This is a genomic window from Corynebacterium pyruviciproducens ATCC BAA-1742 (assembly GCF_000411375.1).
In the GTDB taxonomy this organism is placed as follows: Bacteria; Actinomycetota; Actinomycetes; order Mycobacteriales; family Mycobacteriaceae; genus Corynebacterium; species Corynebacterium pyruviciproducens.
In genome coordinates this window covers 1-25,523 of the sequence record NZ_KE150448.1, presented here as the reverse complement: position 1 = coordinate 25,523, position 25,523 = coordinate 1, and the positions used below count along the sequence as shown (strand labels likewise).

The following is a 25,523-nucleotide window of genomic DNA, read 5'->3' as shown; positions in this document are numbered from 1 at the left end:
TCCGCTGTATTGCTGCTACTTCGCGATCCTGAGCCCGCGATGCCGGTTGACAGCGCACGCGATTTCCAGGGCGCGGGGCTGAACCACCGCGCCGGGGTGTCGCGTGCCGCGCAGAACCGCAGCAGCGGCTGCGCGGGAAAGCTCGGCGAGTGGAGTGCGACCGTCGGCATGCTCCTCCACCCAGCCGATGGCGCGGGCGATACCCGCAGCCTGCGAGGCGGACACCACCTGCTCTACAGTGGAGATATCCACGTCGCCGCGGCCATGGCGGATCGTTGCTCGCCCCTTGGCCTGCGGGGACTTGCGCCGTTTGCCGTAATCCACGGCGAGGCGTTCGACGCGCCTGGGTGCGGGCGGGGTGAATGGTGGCTGCTCGGGGGCGGGCTCTGCAAGCTCCTTTGCCTCCCGGGTCACGTCGCGGGGAAGGTAGTCCTCCATCGCGATGACGGTGTCCGCAACGTCGAGGAAAGCACTCGAACCGCCGGCCACAATGACGGTAGATACACCGAGGTCACGCCACAGGGCGCGAACCCGATCCACCAGCGGGGTGATGGGCTCTGCGGTGATGAGCTGACGCATCCGTGAGTCACGGATCATGAAGTTGGTGGCCGAGGTGTCTTCGTCGATAAGCAAAACCTTCGCGCCGGCTTCCACAGCCTCCATGAGCGAGGCTGCCTGGGAGGTGGAACCGGACGCGTTAGCGGTACTGAAACGGGCGGTATCGGCGCCGGTGGGAAGGTCCGAGATAAACTCCGAAATGTCCACGTCAGTGACAGCCCTGCCGTCCTCGGCGCGGATGTGCAGGGCCGAGGGGTTAGTGATAGCGAACTCGCGGCCGTCGCCCGCACGGTGGTTGTACACCCCCAGCGATAGGGCGTTGAGCAGCGTCGATTTGCCGTGGAACCCGCCACCGACGATGACGGTCACCCCGGCGGGGATACCCATCCCCGTCACCCCACAGATGTCAGCCTGGAGAGTTTCCGGCGCAGCAAACGGGGTGGCACCCTTCAACGGCAGCGGGGACGTGCCGGAAAGCCTGGGCAGGATCGCGCCGTCGGCCACAAAAGCGACGTAATCACCCAGGTGGCGGCGGATCTCCTCTTGGTGGTCGAAGAGCTCAGCGGCGGCGGTGGGATCGAACCCAGCCAGGGCCTCCTCCAAGGCAGCGGGAAGATCGTCGCAGATGAGGTGAGCCGCACGCCGCCCCATGATGCGCCTGCCGCGGGCGGGCAGGTGAACCGCGAAGCGCAGGTGCAGTGTGCCCTCCCTTTCCACACACGCGGCGGTGGGAAGAACCTCCTGGTCAGGGGCATCGATGACGAGGTCCCGGTTGCCGGAAAACGCCTCGGCCACGCGCCGGGCCAGCTGATCGCAGACAGGAATGGTACTGAGCTGGGGGAACGGGTTGGGGAGCTCCACGTGCATCTTCGAGGGTGGCGCGTACGGGTCTGCCTGAACGTGGTCGATGACGAGGGAAAGTGGGCCGTTGCCGTGCTTCCCTGCGCGTTCACCACCTGCGGCGCCGCGGTCCATGTGAAGCTCGTGGCATCCGGACAGTGACTTGTAGGCCCCGTACCCTTTGCCGTCGAGGCGCGAGAGGCGCTCGAACAGGTCCGCCATTTAGTTCTTCCTTCTTCCCACGGTGAGTAGTACTGCGAGAAGGACGAGCACGCCGACGAGTGCCACGGCGGCGATGCCGATGATCCAGCCGAGTCCCCCGTGTTCCTCGCCACTTGCGGTTTCCTCGTCGCCGGTTGTTGTTGTGTCTCCGGCCTCGCCACCCGACTCGCTGGCCGGCGCGGTGAGCGTGACGATGCTGATCGCCTCCGTGCCGTCGCGCACCACCTGGATGATGAAGGGGTTGTCGGGGGTTTCGCCCTCCGGGTACGTCAAGGTGAGTTTCAGGTTTTCCTTGTCGACGTTCCTCTTCACGCCCTCGATGATCCGGCCTTCGCTGTCCATGTAGCGCAGCGTGAGGCCTTCCCGGTCGACGGAGGAAAATTGGCTGTACAACTTCGCTGCCTCGAGGACCCCGAGCTGCGCCGTCATGGTGTTGCCGGAAATGTGCGCGGTGAGGTCGATCCTGCGCGCGTCAGTCTCCGTGACAGGCGAGGCGGGCGTGTGCTCCGGGTGGGCATCGCTCGTCCCCGAGGCGGGGGCATCCCCGCTCGAAGGGGCCCCATCTGCGGACTCTGCCTCGTCGCCCGTGGCCGGGACTTCGGCCTGCGTGGGTGCCGCAGCTTGCGGGCTGGAGACGAGTGTGATCGTTGCGGACATCCCCGCCGCCTGGGCGGGAACCGCGATGGTGGAGCCTCCCTCGGCCGGCGCGGTGACGGTCACCTGCGTGCCGGAGGTTGAAACCTGCCAGCCGTCGCCAGAATAGCCAGCCTGGACTGGGATTCCTAGGTCCACGGTGATCGTCTGCCCGGCGGGGACAGAAATCGGTTGGGAGATCGCGTTTTGCACGTCCTGGACGCTCACCCCTGAGGGAAGCTGCTGCGCCATCGCCGGAGTGACCGGCAGGGTGAGGGCAGTAAGGACGGCCACTGTAGCGAGACGTCGTCGCACAGTTCACGCACCTTTCATAGGAGACAAAAATTCGGTGGTGCCCATTGTTGCACACCGGTCCCACCCCGGGTGAGGTGGGCGGAGAGTGGGTGAAAAACGCGCGTGAGGGTCGGGGGAGTGGGCCGAACCGTGAAATGACGCGAGATAAGAGGAGGCAGCAGGGCCCCCACGGCACCGCGCCGGTGACTAGTGTTGAGTGCAAAACCTTGAACGCGTGAAAGAAGGAGCTACAACGATGTCTTTTCCCCATACCGGCCAGGCCCCAGCAGGTGAATCCACGGCACTCATCATTGTCGATGTGCAGAAGGACTTTTGCCCCGGTGGCTCCCTCGCCACGGCGCGTGGGGCCGAGGTCGCCCAGGCTATTGCCAAGTTCGTTGAAGGCCACCACGGTTACTACGGCCAGATCGTTGCCACCAAGGATTGGCACATCGATCCGGGCGACCACTTCTCAGAGCACCCAGATTTTGTGGATTCCTGGCCTGTCCACTGCGTGAAGGACTCGGAGGGAGCCCAGTTCCACCCGGAGGTGGAGCCCGTGACGCAGTACCTGGATGCCACCTTCACCAAGGGGGAGTACGCGGCGGCGTACTCCGGTTTTGAGGGAGTCTGTGAGGGCGAGGGCCTCGCCAGCTGGCTGCGGGAGAAGGGGATCACCACCATCCACGTGTGCGGGATTGCCACTGATTTCTGCGTGCGCGCGACGGCTTCCGACGGCCTCACCGAGGGGTTCTCGGTGACCGTGCTGAAGCAGCTCGTCGCGGCCGTGGATGAGGCTAACGGCGAGATGGCTCTCGCCGAGCTGGAACAGCAAGGCGCGAGAATCGCTTAGACAGCACCGCTTGTGGCGCGCTCCTCTGTATGGAGGAGCACCTCCTCAAAAACGAGCGCCCCTCCGTGTGGAGCAGTGCTCCCGAAAGGGAGGAGCGCCCTCAGCACGGTGTGCCGGAGCACAGAAGAAGCAGTAGGCCCCCAGGACCTACTGCTTCCGTATTATTCCTGCTGCTGTGCTGCCGAGCACGTGTGCGCTGGGTGCGGGGATTGGGGTTACGGGCAGGTCACCGTGAAGTCGAAGGCCTTGTTTCCGCCGCCTTCGCCGGCGAGGAATGATTTGCCAACGAACCGGTAGGTGGACCCGTCCTTGGTTACCGTGACATCACCGTTGCCCACCGAAGCGTTGTAGGCAACGGCGCCACCCTTGGTGGTGGCCCCCAGGTTTTCCACCCTCGGGGAATCGCCGGTGGTCACCTGTGCGGACATCCCGTTCGCGCCGGTGGTCTTAGAAATAAAGACGTAGCCGTTTTCCTCGTAGCACGAGGCTCCGCTATCCGTGGCCTTCTCTGGTTCCTCCCCGGAGGCGGACTCCTCAGAATCGAGGTCCTCATCGGTGAAGGTCTCCTCCGGTTCCTCGTTGGCGGCTTCGGATTCCTCATCGCCCTCAACCTGTCCGGCTGCAGCACGTGAAGACGTGGGGGTGAGGGTCGAAGGTTCGGTCATTGCTTCCGAGGTCGTCGCGGACTCAGTAGAGGCGGAGGATTCCGTGACGCGGGCGGTGCGTGTGGTGATGTTTGTTTCGGTGACATCCTCCGCAGTCTTGCTGCTCGGCGAGGAGCACCCAGTGAGGGTGAGCGCTATCGCCACACACGCTGCTCCCAAAGCTTTCTTCACTTCAATCACCACTCCTTTATTGGTGCTGTTTCTATCGGCGCTGCAACAACGGTGGACGTATGTGCCGGTACCTTGGGGCTTCTTCCGGGGCGAAGGTGTTGCTCCCGTAAGAAGAGCCTCGTGTGGTGGTCACGTCCTCCATTGTCCTGCTTAGCTGTACTTTGATGTGCAGTTAAATACTGGTAGGCCACGTCTTTCCATTACTGTAGCCGGTCGCACTTTCATTCGAGGGATAAGCGGGGAAATTCGAGGGGATTGCGGGGATTGCAAAGGGATTGTGGGGATTGCGGGGTGATGGCGAATGAGAAGCAGTGGAGTTGCTCGGGGTTGTCATCGCACCGCCGCGGGGTGGGGGTTGGCTTGTGTTATAGGAGTTTCGTTTTCCCCGTGCAGCGTCACCTTCGCGGGAGTCGCGCGAACGGGAACCGACTGGGGCGGTCACTTTTTAGTGCTTGTGTGACCAAACTCATACTTCCCTTACAGTGTTTAATTATGTGCTATTCACCTGCGCTTTTAAGGCAAACGGACATTGTTGAGCAACGGATTGTGGGAACCGTGCGCAAAAGCGTCATACGTCACACCATTGCGATATGCAGTTCCCACGTCACTCGCCTAATTTGGTAGGTATGAGTTCTAACGCCACAAGGAAAATCGGTGTCACAGAATTGGCAATGCGCGATGCGCACCAGTCGCTCATGGCAACTCGTATGGCCATGGAAGATATGGTGGGCATCTGTGAGGAAATGGACCAGGCGGGATTCTGGTCCGTGGAGTGCTGGGGCGGGGCAACCTACGACTCCTGCATTCGGTTCCTCAATGAAGATCCCTGGGAGAGGCTGCGGACGTTCCGCAAACTGATGCCTAACTCCCGTCTCCAAATGCTGCTCCGCGGTCAGAACCTGCTCGGCTACCGCCACTACGAAGACATGGTGGTGGACAAGTTCGTGGAGAAGTCCCGCGAGAACGGCATGGACGTATTCCGAGTCTTTGATGCCCTCAACGATCCCCGCAACCTCGAGCACGCGATGAACGCCGTGAAGAAGGTCGGCGGTCACGCACAGGGCACCATCTGCTACACGGTATCGCCGCTGCACGATGTTCAGGGCTACATCGATCTGGCTGGCCGCCTCCTCGATATGGGCGCAGATTCCATCGCCCTCAAGGACATGGCCGCCCTCTTAAAGCCGCAGCCCGCCTACGACATCGTCAAGGGCATCAAAGAGAAGTACGGCGAGGACACGCAAATCAATGTCCACTGCCACTCCACCACGGGTGTTACCATGGTCACCCTCATGAAGGCCATTGAGGCCGGTGCCGATGTCGTTGACACGGCCATCTCCTCCATGTCTCTTGGTCCTGGTCACAACCCGACCGAGTCCCTCGTTGAGATGCTCGAGGGCACCGGCTACGAAACTGGCCTGGACATGGACAAGCTGCTCAAGATCCGCGATCACTTCAAGGAAGTTCGCCCGAAGTACGCGGAGTTCGAGTCCAAGACCCTCGTCAACACCAATATTTTCCAGTCGCAGATCCCCGGCGGCATGCTCTCCAACATGGAAAGCCAGCTCAAGGCCCAGGGTGCCGGCGACCGGATCGACGAAGTGATGAAGGAAGTTCCGCTCGTCCGTAAGGATGCCGGCTACCCGCCACTGGTCACTCCGTCGTCCCAGATCGTGGGCACGCAGGCTGTGTTCAACGTCCTCATGGGCCGCTACAAGGTGCTCACCGCAGAGTTCGCCGACCTCATGCTCGGCTACTACGGTGAGTGCCCCGGCGAGCGCAACCCCGAGCTTGTCAAGCAGGCTCAGGAGCAGACCAAGAAGGAGCCGATCACCTGCCGCCCGGCGGATCTGCTCGAGCCCGAGTGGGATCAGCTCGTGGAGGACACCAAGAAGCTCGAGGGCTTCAATGGGACCGACGAGGACGTGCTCACCAACGCCATGTTCCCGGGTGTTGCTCCCAAGTTCTTCCAGGAGCGCCCGGAGGGTCCGAAGAATGTGGGCAAGACCCCTGAGCAGCTGAAGAGGGAAGCCGAAGCCGCTTCCGGTGCTGCCAACGCGGTCCGCGAGCCCATTACCTACCTCGTCTCGGTCGGTGGCCGCGAAGAAACCGTCAAGGTCGAGCCCGCGTAAAGGAGGGGAAGATTCACAATGGCTGAAGAACGCTCGATGCAAGAGCGAATCGAACAACTAGAAAAGGAAAAGGAGCGCGTCCGCCTGGGTGGCGGAGAAAAGCGCATCCAGAAGCAGCACGACCGCGGCAAGATGACCGCTCGTGAGCGCATTGAAAAGTTCGTGGATGAGGGCACCTTCGCCGAGGTTGGCATGTTTGCCAAGCACCGCACCACGCACTTCGGCATGGACAAGGCTGATGCCCCCGCCGATGGCGTGGTCACGGGCTCGGCGGCCGTTCTTGGTCGTCCCGTGCACATCGCCTCACAGGACTTCACCGTCATGGGTGGTTCCGCCGGCGAGATGCAGTCCAACAAGGTGGCAAACACCATGAAGAGCTCGGCTACCACGGGTACGCCGTTCATCTTCTTCAACGATTCGGGCGGAGCCCGCGTGCAGGAGGGTATCGATTCCCTCTCCGGCTACGGCAAGGTGTTCTATCAGAATGTCATGCTTTCCGGTCTCGTTCCGCAGATTTCTATCATCGCCGGCCCCTGCGCCGGTGGCGCGGCGTACTCGCCGGCCCTGACGGACTTCATCATCCAGACGCGCAAGGCCCACATGTTCATCACAGGTCCGGGCGTGATCAAGCAGGTCACCGGCGAAGAGGTGACCCAGGATGAGCTCGGTGGCGCCGATGCGCACATGGCTAAGTCGGGCAACATTCACTTCGTTGCCGACGACGACGAGCAGGCCATCCTCATCGCCCAGAAGCTCCTCAGCTTCCTCCCGCAGAACAACACGGAGGAGCCACCGATCGTTGATCCGGACTTCAACGTCGAACCCGACGAGGAGCTCCGAGAGATCGTCCCGGTGGAAGGCAAGAAGGGCTACGATGTCCGCGATATCATCCGCAAGATTGCGGACTGGGGAGACTTCCTCGAGGTAAAGGCCGGGTTCGCCCGCAACCTCGTGGTCGGCTTCGGTCGCGTCACCGGTCGCACCGTGGGCTTTGTGGCTAACAACCCCTCGGTCATGTCCGGCGTGCTTGACATCGATTCCTCCGATAAGGGCGCTGAGTTCGTCCGGTTCTGCAACGCCTTCAACATTCCTATCGTTACGCTTGTCGACGTTCCGGGGTTCCTGCCCGGCGTCGCCCAGGAGCACGGCGGCATCATTCGCCACGGCGCGAAGATGCTGTACGCCTACTCCCACGCCACGGTCCCGCTCATTACCATCGAGCTCCGCAAGTCCTACGGCGGTGCGCACCTGGCAATGTGCTCGAAGGATCTCGGAGCTGACCGCGTGTTCGCGTGGCCAACAGCTGAGGTCGCCGTGATGGGCGCCGAGGGCGCTGTCAACGTTGTGTTCAGGAAGGAAATTGCCAATGCTGAGGATCCCGCGGCTCGCCGCGAGGAGCTGACGCAGATGTACAAGGACACCTTCTCCACCCCGTTCATGGCTGCTTCCCGTGGCTTGGTGGACGACATCATCGATCCTGCCGATACCCGCGCAAATGTCGCCATGGCCCTCGAGGTCCTGGCCAACAAGCGCGAAACGAGGCCGTTCAAGAAGCACGGCCTCACCCCGATGTAAGAAGGCTGTAAAGATACATGAATGAGCCCACAAAAGCTGAACTCTTTGACATGGTGCGTGACCTCCAGCACCGTCTCGGCCAGGCAGAAAAGCGCCTCGAGCAGGCGGAAAAGCGCCTCAATGCCGATATCCCGGAGGACACGCTCATGGCGATTTCTGCCGCAGTGTCTGCCTACCTGGGCAACAAGGGCACCGTGAAGGCAGTTCGTTTTTCCCGCGACGATACCTGGGCTTCCCAGGGGCGTCGTTTCCAACAGCGCCACGCACTCAACGTCTAAACATCGTAGAAGGTAGAGAAGATAACCATGAAACTGAAAGTGACAGTCAACGGCATCGCCTACGATGTCGACGTCGAGGTAGAGGAGGAGCGCCGCACTCTGGGATCCATCAACATTGGTGGTTCCGCTCCGGCCGCATCTGCCGCTGCCAGCTCCGCGGCCACCCAGGGTGGCTCCGGGAATGCGATTACCGCGCCTCTGGCGGGTTCCGTGTTCAAGATCTTGGTCGCTGAGGGCGACGAGATCAAGGCCGGCCAGGTCGTCATCGTCCTTGAGGCGATGAAGATGGAAACCGAGATCACCGCTCCCGCCGACGGCAAGGTGGGCAAGATCCACGTTGCCCAGGGCGATGCGGTTCAGGGTGGCCAGGTCCTGCTCGACGTAGAGTAGTCCTTCCGCCCACCAGACCATTCCCCCGCAGCACACGCTGTGGGGGAATTTTTTGCCTTGGATGCGGCCCTTAGGCTCAGAGGGCCGTTGCAATAGTAACTGTTTGGGAGTGTGTTGTTGTGGGTGGGAGAGAGTAACCGATGCCCCTGTCGTGTGGTGGGATCTGCCTCCGGGCTGAGTAGCGGTTTTCCGCGGACGGGGGCTACGGAAGGAAGGCACATGCGTTACGGAACTACAACAGGTTGATAACAATTGGGCATTGCCGGAGAAAGCCCAGGTGTTATCTTATGAGGTGGATGTGAAAGCTGTTATGTTAGAAGAATGCGCCTCGTATCCACCTTGAAGCGAGCTAGCCTCGCCTTTGTCTCTTTGTTTGCAGCTTCCATGATCCTCGCGCCCCAGGCCGCAGCCGAGCCGTTGCCCGATGATCAGCTCCTCAACTACAAGTGGAATTACGATATTGGTTCCCAGATCATGGCGTTGAAGCAGGGGCCGGTGCTGCACCGCTCTACGGTGTCCTTCTTTAACGCGCCCGAGATCCCGCAGGAGGCGCGCGACGCAGAGGCGCGTGGAAAGGTCCTGTACGGGCCGGGCACGCCCATCTTCGTGCACGATTTCAACGGTGTACCTAAGTCGCTGTGCACGCTGGGTATTGTTGGTATCGATAAGGCGGGGCGCTACGTCGGCATCACCGCGGCGCACTGTGGCGGGTTCGGGCAGAAGGTCTCCTCGGCTGACGAGCAGTCCATCCCCCCGTCGGGCACCATCGTTGGCGGGAACAAGGCCCGTGACTACTCGGTCATCGTGTTTGATAAGAAGGTGGCCGAGGTCTCCCGCACCTACGACGGAGTGACCGTCAACAGCCTGTCCGGCAGTGCCAACGACGGCGAGCAGATCTGCAAGAAGGGCGTGGGAACGGGGATGACCTGTGGGCTCAACCTCGTGACCTCTGAATCGGTGAGCTTCTCCCAGGTCTGCGCCACGCAGGGCGACTCTGGCGCGCCCATCCTCCGTGGTGACCAACTCGTTGGGTTCCTCTCCGGAGGCATGGATATTGTGCCGGGTATGGACACTTCCTGCCGCACCCCGCTCCAGGGTTTCCTGCACTCACCCGCCGTTGTCAATACCAGCGAGCAAGTGATGGCAGATTTGAACGAACACCCAGACTACCCGGGTTACGGGCTGTGGCTACCGTAACAGCGTAAAACAGTGGCGCAGGAGAAATCCTGCGCCACTGTGGTATCCGGGTGGAATGAATACACCAGATTCGGTCGATGTGCGCTGCTAGGACAGCGCGGCGAGGACATCCTCATGGAGTAGTCCGTTGGTGGCCACGGCGCTGCCGCCGTAGGGGCCGGGCGTGCCGTCAAGAGAAGTGAACGTGCCACCGGCCTCGCGCACAAGAATGTCAAGGGCGGCGAGATCCCACAGGTTCACCTCCGGCTCGGCGGCGATGTCGATGGCCCCCTCGGCGACGAGGCAGTAAGACCAGAAATCACCGTAGCCGCGAAGCCGCCACGTGGCATCCGTCAGCGCGATGAACTTCTCGCGCAGCCCACGGTCAGCCCACCCGGAGAGGGAGGAAAAGCCGAGGGAGGCGTCGGCAAGCGAGGAGACCCCAGACACGTGGAGCGGGAGAGAATCCGCGAACGCCCCGCCACCGGCCGTCGCCCACCAGCGACGCTGAAGGGCCGGCGCCGAGACCACACCGAGGACAGGGGTGTGGCCGTCGCACAGGGCGATGAGCGTGGCCCAGATCGGCACGCCACGCACGTAACTCTTCGTGCCGTCGATGGGGTCGATCACCCACTGGCGGCCGGTCTCAGCGGGCAGGCCGCCGAATTCCTCGCCCAGGATGTCATCGTCGGGGCGGTGCTTAGCCAACAGCGCGCGGAGGGTTTTCTCCACGGTCAGGTCGGCGTCCGAAACAGGGGTGAGGTCCGGTTTGGAGTCAACATGGAGGTCGGCCGCCTGGAAGCGGTCCATGGTGATCGCGTCGGCGGCGTCGGCCAGCGACAAAGCTAGGTCAAGATCGGAATTCATCGGTTGAGGGCCTCCTTCATCTGCTCCACGGCGGTGGGCGCGCCGGCGATCTTCCACACGACTCCGCCCGCGGGAACCTCGGCGGTCACGCCACCGGCGGCCTCCACCAGGGCCTTGCCAGGCAGCCAGTCCCAATCCTTCACCGAGTGCTGCATCCAGCAGCCGAGCGTGCCGTCGGCAACACTGGCGAGGTCGACGGAACCGGCGCCGAGCATGCGGACCGTGGCGAAGAGCTCGGTGACGCGGCGCCAGTGCCCCATGAGCTCGTCGTTAGCCACCCACGTGGGGTGAATGTAGGAGGCGAGGCAAATCTGGCCTGCCTCCGCGTCCGTAATCCCCGCGACCTTCTTGCCATCGCGGGTGGTGGGGAACTGCGGCCCCCCAAACCACGTGTATCCCATGGCGGGGCGGTGGACTGCGCCGAGGATGACCTCGTCAGGCTGGGAGGGGTCGCCGGTGCACAGCGCCAGGGCGGAGCACCAGTAGTCCGAGCCCGAGGCGAAGTTGTATGTCCCGTCGACGGGGTCGATCACCCACGTCTTGCCGGACGCCGAGGCGTGCGAGGAACCTTCCTCGCCGAGGATCCCGTCATCGGGACGCAGGGTTTCTAACACGTGGGAAACGAGGAACTCGGCGGCCTCGTCGGCCTCCGTCACCACGTCGGACACGGACGTTTTCTGTTTGGTGGAAATGCCGGCCTCGCGCATCCGCCACGCGAGCCGCCCGGCGTTGTACACCAGCGCCTGCGCCAGTCGCGCGTCATCATCGCCCTGGTGGGCAACGCAGAACGTTTTGGCGATGCTCTCCAGCATTTCCTTCGTAATCTTTTGGTTAGAGGTGCTCATAACACCCTATTGTGCCCTAGATATGTAGGCTTATCCATTGTGCAACCCGATGTAGCTTCTGATATTGAGTCCCTGTCCGATACGTTGACCACCATTGAAAAGGTGCTCGACCTCGACGCGCTCGCCGAGCGGGAGCGCGAGCTGGAGCTCACCGCCGCGGACCCCACGCTGTGGGACGACCCGGCCAACGCCCAGAAGGTCACATCCGACTTGAGCCACACGCAGTCGACGCTGAAGAAGGTGCGGGGTCTGCGGCAGCGGGTGGATGACCTGCCTGTGATGTACGAGCTCGCCGAGGAAGAGGGGGAGGGCACTGACCTTGCCGACGCCGAGCGTGATGAGTTGCGCCAGGCCATCGAGTCGATGGAGGTGCAGACGATGCTCTCCGGTGAGTACGACGAGCGCGATGCCGTTGTCACCATCCGCTCCGGTGCCGGTGGCGTGGATGCCGCGGATTGGGCGGAGATGCTCATGCGCATGTACATCAGGTGGGCGGAAAAGGACGGCCACAAGGTGCAGGTGTTTGACACGTCCTACGCGGAGGAGGCGGGCATCAAGTCCGCCACCTTCCAGGTGTCTGACCCGTACATGTACGGCACCCTCTCGGTGGAGCAGGGCACGCACCGCCTGGTGCGCATCAGCCCGTTTGATAACCAGGCCCGCCGTCAGACTTCCTTCGCCGAGGTGGAGGTCCTGCCGGTGGTGGAGAAGACGGACCACATCGACATTCCGGATTCCGATGTGCGTGTGGACGTGTACCGCTCCTCCGGGCCTGGCGGGCAGTCGGTGAACACGACCGACTCCGCGGTGCGCATCACGCACATCCCCACGGGCATCGTGGTGACGTGCCAAAACGAGAAGTCACAGATCCAAAACCGTGCCTCGGCGATGGCCGTGTTGCAGTCCCGCCTTCTGGAGCGCAAGCGCCAGGAGGAGCAGGCGGCGATGGATGCCCTCGGTGCCGGCGGCGAGGCGAGCTGGGGTAACCAGATGCGCTCGTATGTGCTGCACCCGTACCAGATGGTGAAGGACCTGCGCACGAACTACGAGGTGGGGGACCCCTCCAAGGTTCTCGACGGCGATATTGATGGTTTCCTTGAGGCCGGCATCCGCTGGCGGATGGCACAGCAGAAGGAGAGCGATGACTAGCAACGCTCCCCACGAGCCCTGGGACGCGGAGACCAACGCCGCCGAGTGGGATCGCCGTTACAGCGAGTCGGATTCCATGTGGAGCGGCAACCCCAACGAAGCCCTCATCTACGCGGTGACATCCCTCGAACCCGGCACGGTCCCGACGTTTACGACGGGCCCGACGCCCACGACGGTCCCGACGGCACTGGACGTGGGGACGGGGGAGGGCGCCGATGCCCTGTGGCTCGCCGAACACGGCTTCTCGGTGACGGCGTTCGATCCGTCGGCCGTGGCGCTCGGGCGTGCGCGGGCACGCGATACGCAGGGGCGCGTCACGTGGGTTCAAGGTGGGATTGAGGATGCGCCCATTGACTCCACCTTCAACCTCGTCATCGCGATGTACCCAGTCATCACCCACACCGAAGCGAACCTCACCCGGCTGCTGAGCTTCGTTGCCCCGCACGGCCGGCTCGTCTTCGTCCACCACGTGGTGGATCCGGACACCATTCACGATGGTCACTTCCGCTTCGTTGTCACCCCGGAACAGTTCCGCGCGTTCATCGACACCACCCCCGGCTGGTCGGTCGCCCTTGATGAAACCCGCGCCCGCCACGTCACCACCGGCGCCGGCAGCGGCCACTCCACCGATCGGATTGTGGTCACCACCCACCGCGCTTAGGCTTGTCGACGCCCCCGTCCCGCCGTTTTTCCCGCCTTACGGTGGGGGACACGTAAAAAGCGGCCCACGGAGTTCGTAGGCCGCTCTTCACGGATTACCTAAAACCGGATGACACCCGCTTGTTGTGCGAGGTTTGCCAGCAAGCCAAGGAGGCCGAGGATTCCCACGGCGAGCGCGATACCCGCTGCGGCCTTCTCGCCATCGGTTGCCGTCTCCGAGGAGAGGATGTCCGAGTTCGAGCTGATGTTGTTAAAGTCGATGCTCGCCGCAGCACCCTGCTGCCCAGGAGTCTTCTGTTCGGGCTTGGTGGGCTCAGAAGGCTGCGGCTTGCTGGTGCTCGGGTCCGCGGGCTTCGGCTTGTTGGTGGTGGGGTCGGCGGGCTTCGGCTTGTCCGTGGAGGGCTTCGTGTTGGTCACAATTCCAGTAGGCCTTTCGCCCGGCGTAGCCGCACGGTACAAGGTGACCGTCTGCCGTCCTGCCGGCAGGTTGTCCGCCTCGATGGAGCTGGCGCTCGCCGCTCCTGCGCTCGTGTATTTATTGTCCGTACCTTTGACATAACCGAAGCCGTAATAGCGATACCCGGGATTCATGAGAGTACGCAGGTGCCCGTTTCCGTCTCCAGCGTATCCCCTTAGGCGCTGGTTAGCCGACTCTTCGCCCTTCCCCCACAAGTCGATGATGGCGTTGGAAATCCCAGCGTCATAAGGGTTGTAAGCTAGAACTTCGGCAAAAGCCTGATTTCCTTTATAAGTGGCGCTCCAAATACTTGCGCAACGATCGATTGCTCCCAGCTCGCACCCCGGCCCCGCAGGACGGCGGTGAACTATGTCCCGCGTGTAGGAATTCTCAGCAGCACGTTGGATTGCGATACGAGCAAGACCACCGTCGGCCTGCACTGCGTTGATGTAGGCGCTCCTGGAGTTTAGGCCTTGTTTGGCAGCGGCAACCCGAATGGACTGGCCATTGAAAAGGAAGTTGTTGTCCCAGGCGCGGGCGCGGTACTCCTTGAGTGCCTTGAGTCCTTCGGTTCGTGAGTCGGAGAAATCGACCAGAACGGGAGTGGCGACGAACTGCGAGGTCGGGTGGTTAAGTTCCACGCCGGTGGTGGGATCCGGGGCGGCGAGGGCCACGGGGGCGGTGACCAGCCCGGTGGTCAACGCTGCGATGGACGCGGTCGAGATAAGTGCCGCGGTGATACGAGAAGTCATAGTGCCTCCAAAAGAGTCGTTTCCTTAAAAGGAATAGTACACAACCTGGAAGCAACCTGGTAGCTAGCTCGATACCCACTGATATGGTACGGGCGGGGGAGTGGGCTGTGTGCAGTGTCTTTGGCGGCCGTGTGCGCATTGTGGTGCTCTTTCAAGGTGTGCCTTCTGTTTGTTTCTGGGGTGGTCGGGCAGGGTAAATCTTCCCCCGTGCAGTGCAATTTTGCAGGTAAATGGTGCCTATTGGTGTCCTTTGGGGCTAGGGACGTGAACCTATGTGCACCCTTTATGGCCTTAGGTTGCCCTATGTTAGGGTTGACTTACTTTATCGAGGGTGTGTGAGGTAATCCTAAATTCGCAACAAAAATGTTGTGAAAATAGTGACAGGAATCGGGCGCGTGCCAATCGGCTCTTCACCGGGCACGCGGCGGTTTTTCGAGATGCTGCGACGAGCGGCTATGAAAGGTGTCTTGGTGACTCGTAACAAACTCGCCGGAGTAATTGCTGGCCTCCTAGCGGCCGGACTCACCATTACCGGGTGCTCGCAAACCGAAACAACGTCCTCGTCTAGCGCCACCTCCACCCAGGCGGCGGAGGCTGCCACGGTGACGGTGGACACGGACAACGGCCCTGTGGAAGCGCCGGTCAACCCGGAGTCTGTGGTGGCCCTGGACAACCGCACGTTCGAGACGCTGTACGACTGGGGTGTCAAGCTCAAGGCCGCCCCGCGCGAGCTTATGCCGGAGACCATTGGTTACAAGCACGACGAGTCCATCGTGGACATCGGAAACCACCGCGAGCCGAACCTCGAGGCGATCGTCGCAGCCGAGCCCGATGTCATCATCCAGGGGCAGCGCTTTGCCAAGTACGCCGACGACATCAAGGACCTCGCCGGTGACACCCCGTTCATCGACCTCAACGTCCGCGACGGCCAGCCACTCGACCAGGAGCTCAAGCGACAGAGAACCCAGCTGGGCAAGATCTTTAACAAGAACAAGGAAGCCGAAGAGCTGAACAACAAGCTCGATGATGCCGTGGCCAAGGCAAAGGAAGCCTACAACCCGGAGGAGAAGGTCCTCGCCGTCAACGTCTCCGGCGGCAAGATCGGCTTCATCGCCCCGGAGAAGGGACGCGCCATTGGCCCGCTGTACCCGATCCTCGGCCTCACCCCTGCCATGGAGATCGAAAACTCCTCCACTAACCACAAGGGCGACGAGGTGTCAGTAGAGGCCATCGCACAGTCCAACCCCCAGTGGATTCTCGTCCTTGACCGCGATGCCGCCACCAACGACGCAGCTGCCTCGACCCCGGCCAAGGAGGTTATCGAGAACTCCGAGGCGCTGAAGAATGTCGACGCGGTGAAGAACGGCAAGGTCATCTACATGCCCGCCGATACCTACACCAACGAGTCCATCCAGACCTACATCGAGTTCCTCAACGAGCTCGCCGCAAAGTTCTAACCAGTAGGCATCTCGGGACAGTGTCCTGGGCGCCGCTGACAATGAAACCCGCCAGCGTTTCCGGGCCGTAAGGCCTGGAAACGCTACGTCGACAAGCTAACCGGTGTCACCAATGTCAGATGAAGTGAAGATGAAACGACCACCTACCCATTCCTCTCGGGCGGTCCTTGCCCAGGGGGGAACGCGATCGGTTGTGGTGGCAGCTACAGCGACCGAACCGGAGGCCGTGTCCCCGAAGTCGGGTGCTCGTGACGAACGTACGTGGCCTTTACTGGTAGCGGCTCTCGTCGTTGGTGCGCTGCTCATCGCGTCACTTCTCACCGGTGCCTACGACATGACCAGCGAGGGTGGCCGGGATATGTCCTTCACCACCCGCGTACCCCGCACCATCGCCCTCGTCCTCTCCGGCGCGGTCATGGCGATGAGTGGGCTCGTCATGCAGCTCATCACCCAAAACAGGTTTGTTGAGCCGACAACCACGGGTACCACCGAGTGGGCGGGGCTCGGGCTCATCGCCATCATGGCCGTGTGGCCCGAGGCCCCCATCCTCATCCGCATGGTCGCGGCCGTCATCGCGGCGACCATCGGCACCAGCATCTTCTTCCTCTTTCTCAGGCGCGTGTCACTGCGCAGCTCCCTCGTGGTGCCCATCGTGGGCATCATGCTCGGCGCGGTGGTCGGCGCGTTTTCCACGTTCATGGCGTTGCAGTTCAACATGCTGCAATCGCTGGGAGTGTGGTTCGCCGGCTCGTTCACAGCGGTGATCAAGGGGCAGTACGAGGTGCTGTGGATCGTCGTCATCGTGCTTGGCGTGGTGTGGTTCATCGCCGACAGGCTCACCGTCGCCGGGCTGGGCGAGGAAGTGGCGACCAATTTGGGCGTGGATTACCACAAGGTGATGCTCGTGGGTACCGCGCTCATCGCGGTGGCGACGGGCGTGGTCACCGTTGTTGTGGGGAACCTCCCGTTCATCGGACTCATCGTCCCTAACATCGTGTCCATCATGCGCGGGGATAACCTGCGCCGGAACCTGCCGTGGGTGGTCCTCTTTGGCATCGGCATTGTCACCGCCTGCGACCTCGTAGGCCGCGTCATCATCATGCCGTTTGAGATTCCCGTGTCCGTGGTACTCGGCGTCGTCGGCGCCACGGTGTTCATCGTTTTGCTCGTTCGCACGACAAAGAAGGTGGGGTAGGAGATGTTGCAACAGGAAAACAAGGCAGTTCGCACGGTAAATATCCCCGCCCGGCAGCGCCCCGGTGGAGACCCCGCCGGCATGCCCATCCATCAGGGACGCGTGGGCGAGGGGGAGGCAGCCTCCTCTACGCAGCGTGTGCGTCCGCCACTCGGGCCGTTCGGCACCGCGCGCGGACGCGCCGTCTACCGGGTGACATTTATTGCAATCACCGCTGCCAGCATCCTTTTCACCGTGGGGCTCCTCGCCTACAACAACCCGATGGAGTTTGGAACACGGGGCTTCTGGCTCATCGCCGAGCGGCGCGCCAACGCGGTCATTGCGATGGCTATCGTTGCGGTGTGTCAGGCCTTGTCCACGGTGTGTTTTCACACCGTCACGGCAAACCGGATTCTCACGCCCTCCATCATGGGGTTCGAATCCCTCTACCGCCTCATCGCCACCGCCACCTTGTTTTTCTTCGGCGCAGCCACCTTGGCCAACTTCGAGGGCGTGGCTCTGTTCCTTGTCCAGATCGCCCTCATGATCGGGCTGTCGCTTGCCCTCTACGGGTGGTTGTTCGTGGGAGGGGTGAAAAACCTCCACCTCATGCTGCTCGTGGGAATCGTCATCGGCGGCGGGTTGGGTTCTGTGTCCACCTTCATGCAGCGCATGCTGTACCCCTCGGAATTCGACGTGCTGGCCGCCCGGCTGTTCGGCTCGGTGAATAATGCCGACGCCGATCTGTTTCCCATCGCCATCCCGCTCGTGGTTGCTGCCGCTCTCGGGCTGCTTGCGATGGCTGGGCCTCTTAACCTTGTCAGCCTCGGCGAGAGTATCGCCACCAACCTCGGCGTGAACTACAAGCGGGTGGTCATCCAGGTGCTGGCGCTCGTGTCCGTGCTCATGGCGGTGTCCACCTCACTGGTGGGGCCGATGACGTTCCTTGGCTTCCTCGTTGCAACCCTTACCTACCAGGCGTGCGACACCTACGATCACCGGCGTCTGCTGCCCATGTCCATTGTCATGTGCTACGCCGTGCTTACCGGGGCGTACTTCATCATGAACAACTTCTTCCACGCCCAGGGGGTTGTTTCCGTCGTTATTGAGCTCGTGGGTGGTGCCGCGTTCTTGTGGGTCATCATGAAGAAAGGTCGACTATGATCACGCTGGAAAAAGTCAAGAAGGTTTACGGCTCGGAAACGGAGATTGGCCCCGTCTCCCTGGACATCCCCACCGGGGGAATCACCGCGCTCGTGGGCCCCAACGGCGCTGGGAAGTCTACCCTTCTCACTATGATCGGCCGCCTTCTGGGGATGGACGAGGGCACGATCACCGTGGGTAACCTCGACGTGTCCACGGCGAAGTCCGCGGACCTGGCTAGGGTGTTCAGCGTGTTGCGGCAGGAGAACCACTTCATCACGCGCCTCACAGTGCGCCAGTTGGTGGGGTTTGGCCGGTTCCCCTACAACAAGGGGCGGCTGACCAAGAAGGATGATGAGATCATCTCCAATTACATCAGCTTCTTTGAGCTCGAGGACCTGCAGAACCGTTACCTTGACGAGCTTTCCGGCGGGCAGCGCCAGCGTGCCTACGTGGCCATGGTGCTCGCGCAGGAGACCGATCACGTGCTCCTTGATGAGCCACTCAACAACCTCGATATCGCCCACTCGGTGCAGATGATGAGCCTGTTGCGCCGGGCTGCCGACGAGTTCGGGCGGACCATCGTAGTTGTGCTCCATGACTTGAACTTCGCCGCCCAGTACGCCGATGCGATCTGCGCGGTTAAAGACGGACGGATTTTCGCCCACGGGGAGGTGGAGGATGTCATGCGCAATGATATTCTTACCGAGTTGTTTAATACTCCCATCACCGTCATCGATCGGCCGAAGTGCAAACTCGCGTGCTTCTAAATTAAGGGTGACATTCCTACGTAATCCCCAGTAACCATTGGGGAAGATGTGAAGAACATGGGCTAGAGTTGCATGTGTGATCACATTCGACGCTGTTACAAAAACGTACAAGACGTCGACGCGTCCTGCGCTGGATAACATCAACGTGGAGATTGATAAGGGAGAATTCGTCTTCCTCATCGGCCCATCCGGCTCGGGTAAGTCGACCTTTTTGGAACTCATGCTCAAAGAAGTAGACCCCACCTCGGGTGACGTGTACGTGGGGGATTACCACGTCAACACGCTCCGCGGGAAGGCCGTCAACCAGCTGCGCCAGCACTTGGGCTACGTGTTCCAGGATTTCCGTCTGCTGCCCGGCAAGACTGTGTACGAAAATGTTGCCTTCGCCCTTGAGGTGATTGGTAAGCGCAAGTCCACCATCCCCCAGCGCGTGGCGGACACCCTCGAGCTCGTCGGGCTCGCCGGCAAGGATAACCGGTACCCCAACGAGCTGTCCGGTGGTGAGCAGCAGCGCGTGGCGGTCGCCCGTGCCTTTGTCAACCGTCCCCTCGTTTTGCTTGCCGACGAACCGACTGGCAACCTCGATCCCGACACCGCCAACGACATCATGGTGGTACTCAACCGGATCAACCAGCTGGGTACGACGGTTGTCATGAGCACCCACAATGCGCAGGCAGTGGACTCCATGCGCCGCCGAGTGATTGAGCTTAACAACGGCGTACTCGTCCGCGACGATGCCCACGGCGTGTACGGGCAGGGGAGGTAGTAACGATGGGCTACGTATTTAAGGAAGGCTTCAAGGGATTGGGGCGAAACGTCACTATGACGCTTGCCCTCGTCATCACCACCGCCATTTCGCTGGCGCTTCTTGCCACCGGCTTCCTCGTCACCAACATGACGAGCGCCACCAAGGACATCTACCTCGACCGCGTTGAGGTGATGGTGCAACTGGACGAGAACATCTCCGCGGGCGATAAAGATTGCTCCACCCCCGAGTGCCGCGAGGTGCTCACCACCCTGGAAAAGCAAGATGGGGTGGAGTCCGTCACGTTCCGCAGTCGTGCCCAAAGCTATGAACGCTTCAAGGAATTGTTCCAGGATACGGATCCAATCCTTGTGCAGGAGACATCTCCCGATGCCCTTCCCGCGGCCGTGCACGTCCGCCTCACCGACCCACTGAACACCACGCCCCTTGATGCGGTGCGGAACATGAAGCAGGTGTCCGACGTATTGGACCAGGCCCAGGACCTTGAGGCGGCAACAAAGAACCTCGACGCGGTGCGCAACGCCACCTTCGTGGTTGCCGCGGTACAGGCACTCGCCGCCCTCTTCCTCATTGGCAACATGGTGCAGATCGCTGCCTTCCACCGGAGGGAAGAGGTATCCATCATGCGTATGGTGGGTGCCTCCCGCTGGTACACCCAGGCCCCGTTCGTGCTGGAGGCGGTCCTTTCCACGTTCATCGGTGCGCTCGTCGCCGCAGCTGGACTCTTCCTGGGCAAGCAGCTCGTGGTAGATCCGGCGCTGCAGCCCCTGTACGATTCGCGCCTTGTGGCCCCCATCACCTCTGGTGATCTGTGGACGGTGTGGCCGATTGTGACCCTCCTGGGGCTCATCGCCAGTGGCGTGACCGCGTATGTGGCGCTTCGCCTCTACGTGCGCCGCTAGCCCCTCCACGCGTATGATGTAATGCCATCATGGGCAAGAAGAAGAAAAAGAACGCCGGCAGTAACGTCGTTGCCACTAACCGACGCGCCCGCCACGACTACACCATCCTGGAATCTTTCGAATGTGGGATTCAGCTCGTGGGAACGGAGATTAAGGCGATCCGTGAGGGGCACGTGAGCCTCACGGATGCCTTCGCCATCATTGAGCATGGCGAGGTGTGGCTTAGAAACCTCAACATCCCCGAGTACAGCCTGGGCACGTGGACGAATCACCGCCCGCTGCGCCACCGCAAGCTACTCCTACATCGCAATGAGATCGACTCGCTGGAGGGCAAGGTGCGCGACGGCAACAAGACCCTCGTGCCGCTCAAGCTGTATTTCATGGATGGGCTGCTCAAAGTGGAGCTCGCGCTCGCACAGGGCAAGCAGGATTATGACAAGCGCGAGGACATCAAGCGTCGCACTGAGGAGCGCGAGGTCGTCCGTGAGCTCGGCCGCCGAGTGAAAGGCATCAAGGCGTAAATGATCACGTGCGTGAAGATCCATGATTTGCGCAAGGACCCCTCGCTTGCGACGGGAACCACGGTGCTCGTGGATAGGCTGTGGCCGCGTGGCGTGGCAAAGGCCGATGTCCACCTGGACTACTGGCTGAAGAACGTTGCGCCGAGCCCTGAGCTGCGGAAGTGGTTTAACCACGACGCGGACAAGTTCGCCGAGTTCTCCTCCCGCTACTGTGAGGAGCTCAACGCACGCCAGGACGAGGACGTGGACACGCTGCAAGACCTTGCTGAAAAGGACGATGTGTCTCTCGTATTTGCTGCGAAGGATCGCGATATAAACCACGCTCAGGTGCTAAAGAAGTGGCTTGAGGAATATTTGAAAACGCGGTAGTGTTGTACTTCTTGCAGAAGATGCACAATCCCGCTGCAAGGATAACGGGGCAGACTTTTGGTTTCGACTTCGTTTGTTAAGCCAGGGGAAGCGTGCCGGTGCAGGCAACGACCACCGTGAGCGTCGTAGCACTTTATTAAGCGCCGAGAATACTCAGCGCGACTACGCACTCGCTGCTTAAGGCGACTGCCTAGTCTGTCGGCCCGGGTTTGCCTCTGACCCGGTTGCCGGCATCGACTAAGGGGCTTGGGGTTCTCCCGCGTCGGCGGGGGAGAGTCCGACATTTTACCGCTGACTGGGCTCATCATCCGGACGTGTTTGCCCGAGCCGGAGAGCCGAGTAGAGATGCGCGTGCGAACTGCGCACGGAGAAGCCCTGGCTAAATGGCGAAGGACCCGGGTTCGATTCCCGGCTGCTCCACCGATAGGATTCCCCCGGTAGTTTTTCTACCGGGGGTTTCGTTTGTCTACCAGCGTTTTTATAACAGATTCGACATGCTACAAGGTGTGCCAGAGGTCGCCGGTGATTTCCTTATTAGCCACGGATTGATCACGCCTGGTCTGCAAAAGTACCAGTAATTTCACTTCTTTCCCGGTAGTTCTGCCTTGGGGTTGGCAGCGCCCTCATTCGCGTTTCCTGCCTTTGGGCTAAATGGTAAGTGGTGCTTCGTACAGCAATCCATGAGGCGGAGAGGGAATGGCAGGAATGATGGCTGAATACACGCAGACGCCACATCTGTGCAACCACACCCGGTTCGAGGCTCAGGAGCCCCCGGATCCCGACCGCCCCTGGTGGTTTGGGGTTATCTCTGCCTCTTCCGTTGAGGAGTACCGGTACGGCAAAAGGCCGGACCTAACCAGCTGACCGTGTGCCCATCGTTGGAGGGAGGTCTGGCTATCGCTGGTCTGGTTCCGGCCTTTGCGTGGCCGGCGGAAAAGCCCGGGACGTGGCTCTTCATGCCGAGGGGAGGTTACCTCGACGGGGGCGCTGCCTGGGGAGGCGGGAGATGAGAGCGAAGCTCTCATGCTCGGTCTCACTCAACCTCGGTGAACTTGCGGTCCCAGGCGGAGCGTACGGGGTTGGCGTCGGCAAGCAGCAGATCGAAACGATCGTTCGCAATCTCGACGATCTCCGAGAGGACCGCTCGGTGCTCCTGCTCCGGTGAGTTGGCCAGCCTGCGCACACCGGCGTCGATGACCCGTTCGACGGTATCGTTAGTGTCCAGGTAGGAGACGAACGGCATCCCGAACTTCTCCCAATAGGCGGTGGAAATGTCATCCAGCTTCGCCGCCTGCACGCTATCGAGATCGGTGAGCCCCAGGGAGCCACGGTCGGCGGAAATCGTCGCGGCATCGTCGTCCGAGACTTGGAGCAGCTCCGCCATCGATGGGTAATCGTTGATGAGCGCCTCACGCTTGTCCTTCGGGGCCGTGAGAACGGCGACCTGGATCGCCGCGCGGAGCTCGTTGACATCGGCAAACGGGCGGGCCTCCCACGCGGTCTGCAGCGGGAACAGCTCGTTGTTAAACAGCGGGCGAAGCGTGGCGACGAACTCATCGCGGTCCATCTCATTGAGGTCCGCGAGGGTGATGCCCTTGCCCGTCGCCCGCGAGACATGTGCCCCGGATTGCTTGCCGACGTGGAAGAACAGGAGATTGAGCGCGATCGCCGTGATGGCGCCGAGAGACATACCGGAGGACACGAACGTCTGCGCCCAGGCGGGGAAGACCTCCGCGATCTCGGGCTTGAACGTGACAAGCATGGCGAGCCCGAGGGCGGTGGTGACGATCGCGGCGTTGCGGCCGTCGGAAAGATCGGCCTTGGCGATGGTCTGGAGACCCACCCAGGCGACGTTGGCGAAGAGAGCGAGAGATGCGCCCCCGAGAACCGGGGAGGGGATGGCGGCGACAACCGCGCCCGCCTTGGGCAAAAGCCCCAGGATGATCATGAAACCCGCGGCCGTGGTGGCCACCCAACGCGACTTCACACCGGTCAGGCGCACAAGGCCGACGTTTTGCGCGAAGCAGGTGTACGGGAACGAATTCATGATGCCACCGATAAGGGTGGACACGCCGTCGGCGCGAATCGCGCGGACGACATCGTCACGGCGGATGCGCTTCTTCACAATCTCACCCGTGGCGAACACGTCGCCGGTGGTCTCCACCATGGTGATGATCATGACGATGATCATGGAGAAAATAGCCACGAGATCGAAACGCGGAATACCAAAGTAGAACGGTGTAGTAATACCGAAAGCGTTGGCTGTTGCCACATCCGCGAAGGACGTATCGCCAAGGACGAGTGCTACCGCGGTGCCTAACACCAAGCCGATGAGAACGGACAGTGTTCCGAGGAAACCGTGGAAGAAGCGCTGCACCAGGACGATGACTGCGAGGGTGCCAAAGCCGTAGAGGAGATCGCGGGTGGCGGGGATGCCCTCGGCGTAATTGACAAAGTCATTGGTGGACACTGCGAGCAGCGAGGTACCCATGACCAGCAGGACCGTACCTGTCACAATGTGCGGGAAGTATTTGAGCACCTTGCCAAAAATCGGTGCCGCAAAGAACGTGAACAGGCCGGAGACGATGATCGCGCCGTAAATCGTAGGAAGCGAAGCGACACCGCCCTCACCATTGGTCGCGCCCAGCCCGATGGCGATGATGGGGGACACAGCTGTGGTGGTCACGCCCTGAATAATCGGTAGCCGCACACCGATGTGCTTGCCGATACCCACCGACTGGATAATCGTGGCGATGCCACAGGTGAGCAGGTCCGCGTTGATGAGGTGGATCGTTGTAGCCGCGTCGAGCTTGAGGGAACTCGCGATGAGCAGCGGAACGATGACGGCACCCGCGTAGAACGCGAGCACGTGCTGAAGCCCAAGCGCAGCGAGCTTGGGGGCTGGGGGAACAACATCGACAGGATGTTTGAGAGTAGCTGTGGACTGCGACGCCACGGGGAAGTCCTTCCTGATTACGGGGAAAGCAAGAATTTGATCAGGTATTAGCGTAATCAGTTTGCATGCAAAAAAACTACTGGGGCCAGCTAATAGGGTGTGGTTTCAGACTCGGGTAGGTAAACTCAACGTAACGTGGCACCACGTAGAAATTGCGTGGATACAGTGGATAGGCTCTGCCTTTCCAACGCACGTGCCCCTGCGGGAGAGGACTTGTTCTCTCCAATTTGCGTGGGGCGCCAGAGAGGCCACCGAAGCACAAGACGAGGGAGAAAAGACATGGTCAGACGAGCGATCTTCTTTATCGGCGGGATAGTAAACCTCGCGCTAGCCTTCGTGGGTATCGCTCTACCGATCCTTCCCACCACGCCCTTTGCATTAGCCGCCGTATTCTTCTTCGCGCGAAGCTCACCGCGTTTTGAGCACTACGTGCGCAGCCACCGCGTCATGGGGCCGTACATCAGCAACTATGAAAAAGGAGAGATGACGCGCAAGGCAAAGAAGAACACGCTCATGTCCCTGTGGGTGACGATGCTTGTCTCCATGGCGATCACCGGCATCGTCGTTGGCATCTGGTGGGTGCCAGTTGTTCTGTTTTTGGTTGCCAGTCTTGTGTCACTGCACATCTGGAGCATGGACGAACCGGAGGAAGCAGTGGTCGGGGACCGACTACCTCAACGGCAAGCCTCCAATTAAGGGCACTGACCTGCGAATTTGGGGTTTTGTTGGGGGTTGGTTTAATGTTGTGTTCACCGCACAGGGGGTTGGTTGCTTTCTTTAGTTAGTTTCTAACTTTGTGTGTGGGTGTTTACCTCGAGTTTGACTTTTGTTGAGGTCGGGGTAAAGTAAAGAAAAGCGCTTCACGGAGATCCGATTGTTTGTTTCGTGATAATCGTGAGGTGTGCATGTTGTGTGAGAACTCGATAGTGTGTTGATGTACTACTTTTT

The 25,523-nt window shown here is 61.2% G+C and carries 24 protein-coding genes and 1 other RNA gene; 18 read left to right on the top strand and 7 right to left on the bottom strand.

All coding sequences use genetic code 11. The features are described from left to right. Positions 1–15 precede the first annotated feature (15 nt). Positions 16–1,620 (bottom strand): ABC-ATPase domain-containing protein, encoded by a 1,605-nt coding sequence (locus HMPREF1219_RS09645; protein WP_016458739.1) that lies wholly within the window; start codon positions 1,618–1,620, stop codon positions 16–18. Next, complete coding sequence (locus HMPREF1219_RS09640; RefSeq protein ID WP_016458738.1) at positions 1,621–2,568, bottom strand: hypothetical protein; 948 nt, start codon at positions 2,566–2,568, stop codon at positions 1,621–1,623. Between the two features lie 235 nt (positions 2,569–2,803). Between HMPREF1219_RS09640 and HMPREF1219_RS09635 the strand changes: the two genes are divergently transcribed. Beyond that, on the top strand, positions 2,804–3,400 hold the full coding sequence (locus tag HMPREF1219_RS09635; protein ID WP_016458737.1) for an isochorismatase family protein: 597 nt from the start codon (positions 2,804–2,806) through the stop codon (positions 3,398–3,400). A gap of 215 nt (positions 3,401–3,615) precedes the next feature. On the opposite strand, the gene HMPREF1219_RS09630 is transcribed toward HMPREF1219_RS09635, so the two are convergent. Next, complete coding sequence (locus HMPREF1219_RS09630; protein WP_016458736.1) at positions 3,616–4,236, bottom strand: lipoprotein LpqH; 621 nt, start codon at positions 4,234–4,236, stop codon at positions 3,616–3,618. A gap of 626 nt (positions 4,237–4,862) precedes the next feature. Here HMPREF1219_RS09630 and HMPREF1219_RS09625 point away from each other — a divergent pair. From HMPREF1219_RS09625 to HMPREF1219_RS09605, 5 genes are all read left to right on the top strand, one after another. Continuing rightward, positions 4,863–6,368, top strand: coding sequence for a methylmalonyl-CoA carboxytransferase subunit 5S (locus HMPREF1219_RS09625; protein ID WP_016458735.1), 1,506 nt, complete (start codon positions 4,863–4,865; stop codon positions 6,366–6,368). 18 nt (positions 6,369–6,386) lie between these two features. Beyond that, complete coding sequence (locus HMPREF1219_RS09620) at positions 6,387–7,943, top strand: acyl-CoA carboxylase subunit beta (RefSeq protein ID WP_016458734.1); 1,557 nt, start codon at positions 6,387–6,389, stop codon at positions 7,941–7,943. A gap of 17 nt (positions 7,944–7,960) precedes the next feature. Beyond that, positions 7,961–8,221 carry a hypothetical protein gene (locus HMPREF1219_RS09615; protein WP_016458733.1) on the top strand — a complete coding sequence of 87 codons (261 nt, stop codon included), beginning with the start codon at positions 7,961–7,963 and terminating at the stop codon, positions 8,219–8,221. Positions 8,222–8,248: 27 nt separating this feature from the next. Then, positions 8,249–8,611 carry a biotin/lipoyl-containing protein gene (locus tag HMPREF1219_RS09610; RefSeq protein ID WP_016458732.1) on the top strand — a complete coding sequence of 121 codons (363 nt, stop codon included), beginning with the start codon at positions 8,249–8,251 and terminating at the stop codon, positions 8,609–8,611. A gap of 321 nt (positions 8,612–8,932) precedes the next feature. Further along, positions 8,933–9,808, top strand: coding sequence for a S1 family peptidase (locus HMPREF1219_RS09605; protein WP_016458731.1), 876 nt, complete (start codon positions 8,933–8,935; stop codon positions 9,806–9,808). An 87-nt stretch (positions 9,809–9,895) separates the two neighbouring features. On the opposite strand, the gene hisN is transcribed toward HMPREF1219_RS09605, so the two are convergent. Further along, entirely contained in the window at positions 9,896–10,654 is a 759-nt protein-coding gene (gene hisN / locus HMPREF1219_RS09600) for a histidinol-phosphatase (RefSeq protein WP_016458730.1), read from the bottom strand. After that, on the bottom strand, positions 10,651–11,499 hold the full coding sequence (locus HMPREF1219_RS09595; protein ID WP_016458729.1) for an inositol monophosphatase family protein: 849 nt from the start codon (positions 11,497–11,499) through the stop codon (positions 10,651–10,653). Before HMPREF1219_RS09595 ends, hisN begins: the two co-directional genes overlap by 4 nt. 39 nt (positions 11,500–11,538) lie before the next feature. On the opposite strand from HMPREF1219_RS09595, the gene prfB reads away from it, so the two are divergent. Continuing rightward, entirely contained in the window at positions 11,539–12,648 is a 1,110-nt protein-coding gene (prfB, locus tag HMPREF1219_RS09590; RefSeq protein ID WP_016458728.1) for a peptide chain release factor 2, read from the top strand. Continuing rightward, entirely contained in the window at positions 12,641–13,309 is a 669-nt protein-coding gene (locus tag HMPREF1219_RS09585; RefSeq protein ID WP_016458727.1) for a class I SAM-dependent methyltransferase, read from the top strand. Before prfB ends, HMPREF1219_RS09585 begins: the two co-directional genes overlap by 8 nt. Before the next feature lie 98 nt (positions 13,310–13,407). On the opposite strand, the gene HMPREF1219_RS09580 is transcribed toward HMPREF1219_RS09585, so the two are convergent. After that, complete coding sequence (locus tag HMPREF1219_RS09580; RefSeq protein WP_016458726.1) at positions 13,408–14,517, bottom strand: CAP domain-containing protein; 1,110 nt, start codon at positions 14,515–14,517, stop codon at positions 13,408–13,410. 455 nt (positions 14,518–14,972) lie between these two features. On the opposite strand from HMPREF1219_RS09580, the gene HMPREF1219_RS09575 reads away from it, so the two are divergent. The 9 genes from HMPREF1219_RS09575 to ssrA all read left to right on the top strand — a co-directional run bounded on the left by HMPREF1219_RS09575 (position 14,973) and on the right by ssrA (position 22,042). Then, the gene (locus tag HMPREF1219_RS09575) at positions 14,973–15,974 is read left to right on the top strand and encodes a siderophore ABC transporter substrate-binding protein (protein WP_040427727.1); all 1,002 of its coding nucleotides are present in this window, start codon (positions 14,973–14,975) and stop codon (positions 15,972–15,974) included. Between the two features lie 193 nt (positions 15,975–16,167). Beyond that, on the top strand, positions 16,168–17,169 hold the full coding sequence (locus tag HMPREF1219_RS09570) for an ABC transporter permease (protein WP_016458724.1): 1,002 nt from the start codon (positions 16,168–16,170) through the stop codon (positions 17,167–17,169). Between the two features lie 3 nt (positions 17,170–17,172). Further along, complete coding sequence (locus HMPREF1219_RS09565; protein ID WP_016458723.1) at positions 17,173–18,312, top strand: iron chelate uptake ABC transporter family permease subunit; 1,140 nt, start codon at positions 17,173–17,175, stop codon at positions 18,310–18,312. Beyond that, a complete protein-coding gene (locus HMPREF1219_RS09560; RefSeq protein WP_016458722.1) occupies positions 18,309–19,061 on the top strand; it encodes an iron ABC transporter ATP-binding protein in 753 nt (250 codons plus the stop codon). Before HMPREF1219_RS09565 ends, HMPREF1219_RS09560 begins: the two co-directional genes overlap by 4 nt. A 76-nt stretch (positions 19,062–19,137) precedes the next feature. Next, entirely contained in the window at positions 19,138–19,827 is a 690-nt protein-coding gene (ftsE, locus tag HMPREF1219_RS09555; protein ID WP_016458721.1) for a cell division ATP-binding protein FtsE, read from the top strand. 5 nt (positions 19,828–19,832) lie between these two features. Beyond that, positions 19,833–20,729: a permease-like cell division protein FtsX gene (ftsX, locus tag HMPREF1219_RS09550; RefSeq protein ID WP_016458720.1), complete on the top strand. Its 897-nt coding sequence runs from the start codon at positions 19,833–19,835 to the stop codon at positions 20,727–20,729. Between the two features lie 29 nt (positions 20,730–20,758). After that, a complete protein-coding gene (gene smpB, locus HMPREF1219_RS09545; RefSeq protein ID WP_016458719.1) occupies positions 20,759–21,250 on the top strand; it encodes an SsrA-binding protein SmpB in 492 nt (163 codons plus the stop codon). After that, entirely contained in the window at positions 21,251–21,619 is a 369-nt protein-coding gene (locus HMPREF1219_RS09540; RefSeq protein ID WP_016458718.1) for a DUF488 domain-containing protein, read from the top strand. A gap of 46 nt (positions 21,620–21,665) precedes the next feature. Next, positions 21,666–22,042: a transfer-messenger RNA gene (gene ssrA / locus HMPREF1219_RS12640) on the top strand. A gap of 610 nt (positions 22,043–22,652) precedes the next feature. Here ssrA and HMPREF1219_RS09530 read toward each other — a convergent pair. Further along, positions 22,653–24,575: a solute carrier family 23 protein gene (locus tag HMPREF1219_RS09530; RefSeq protein WP_016458715.1), complete on the bottom strand. Its 1,923-nt coding sequence runs from the start codon at positions 24,573–24,575 to the stop codon at positions 22,653–22,655. A gap of 279 nt (positions 24,576–24,854) precedes the next feature. Here HMPREF1219_RS09530 and HMPREF1219_RS09525 point away from each other — a divergent pair, with 279 nt between their 5' ends. Beyond that, positions 24,855–25,271 carry a YbaN family protein gene (locus HMPREF1219_RS09525; protein WP_016458714.1) on the top strand — a complete coding sequence of 139 codons (417 nt, stop codon included), beginning with the start codon at positions 24,855–24,857 and terminating at the stop codon, positions 25,269–25,271. The last annotated feature ends 252 nt before the right edge of the window (positions 25,272–25,523 follow it).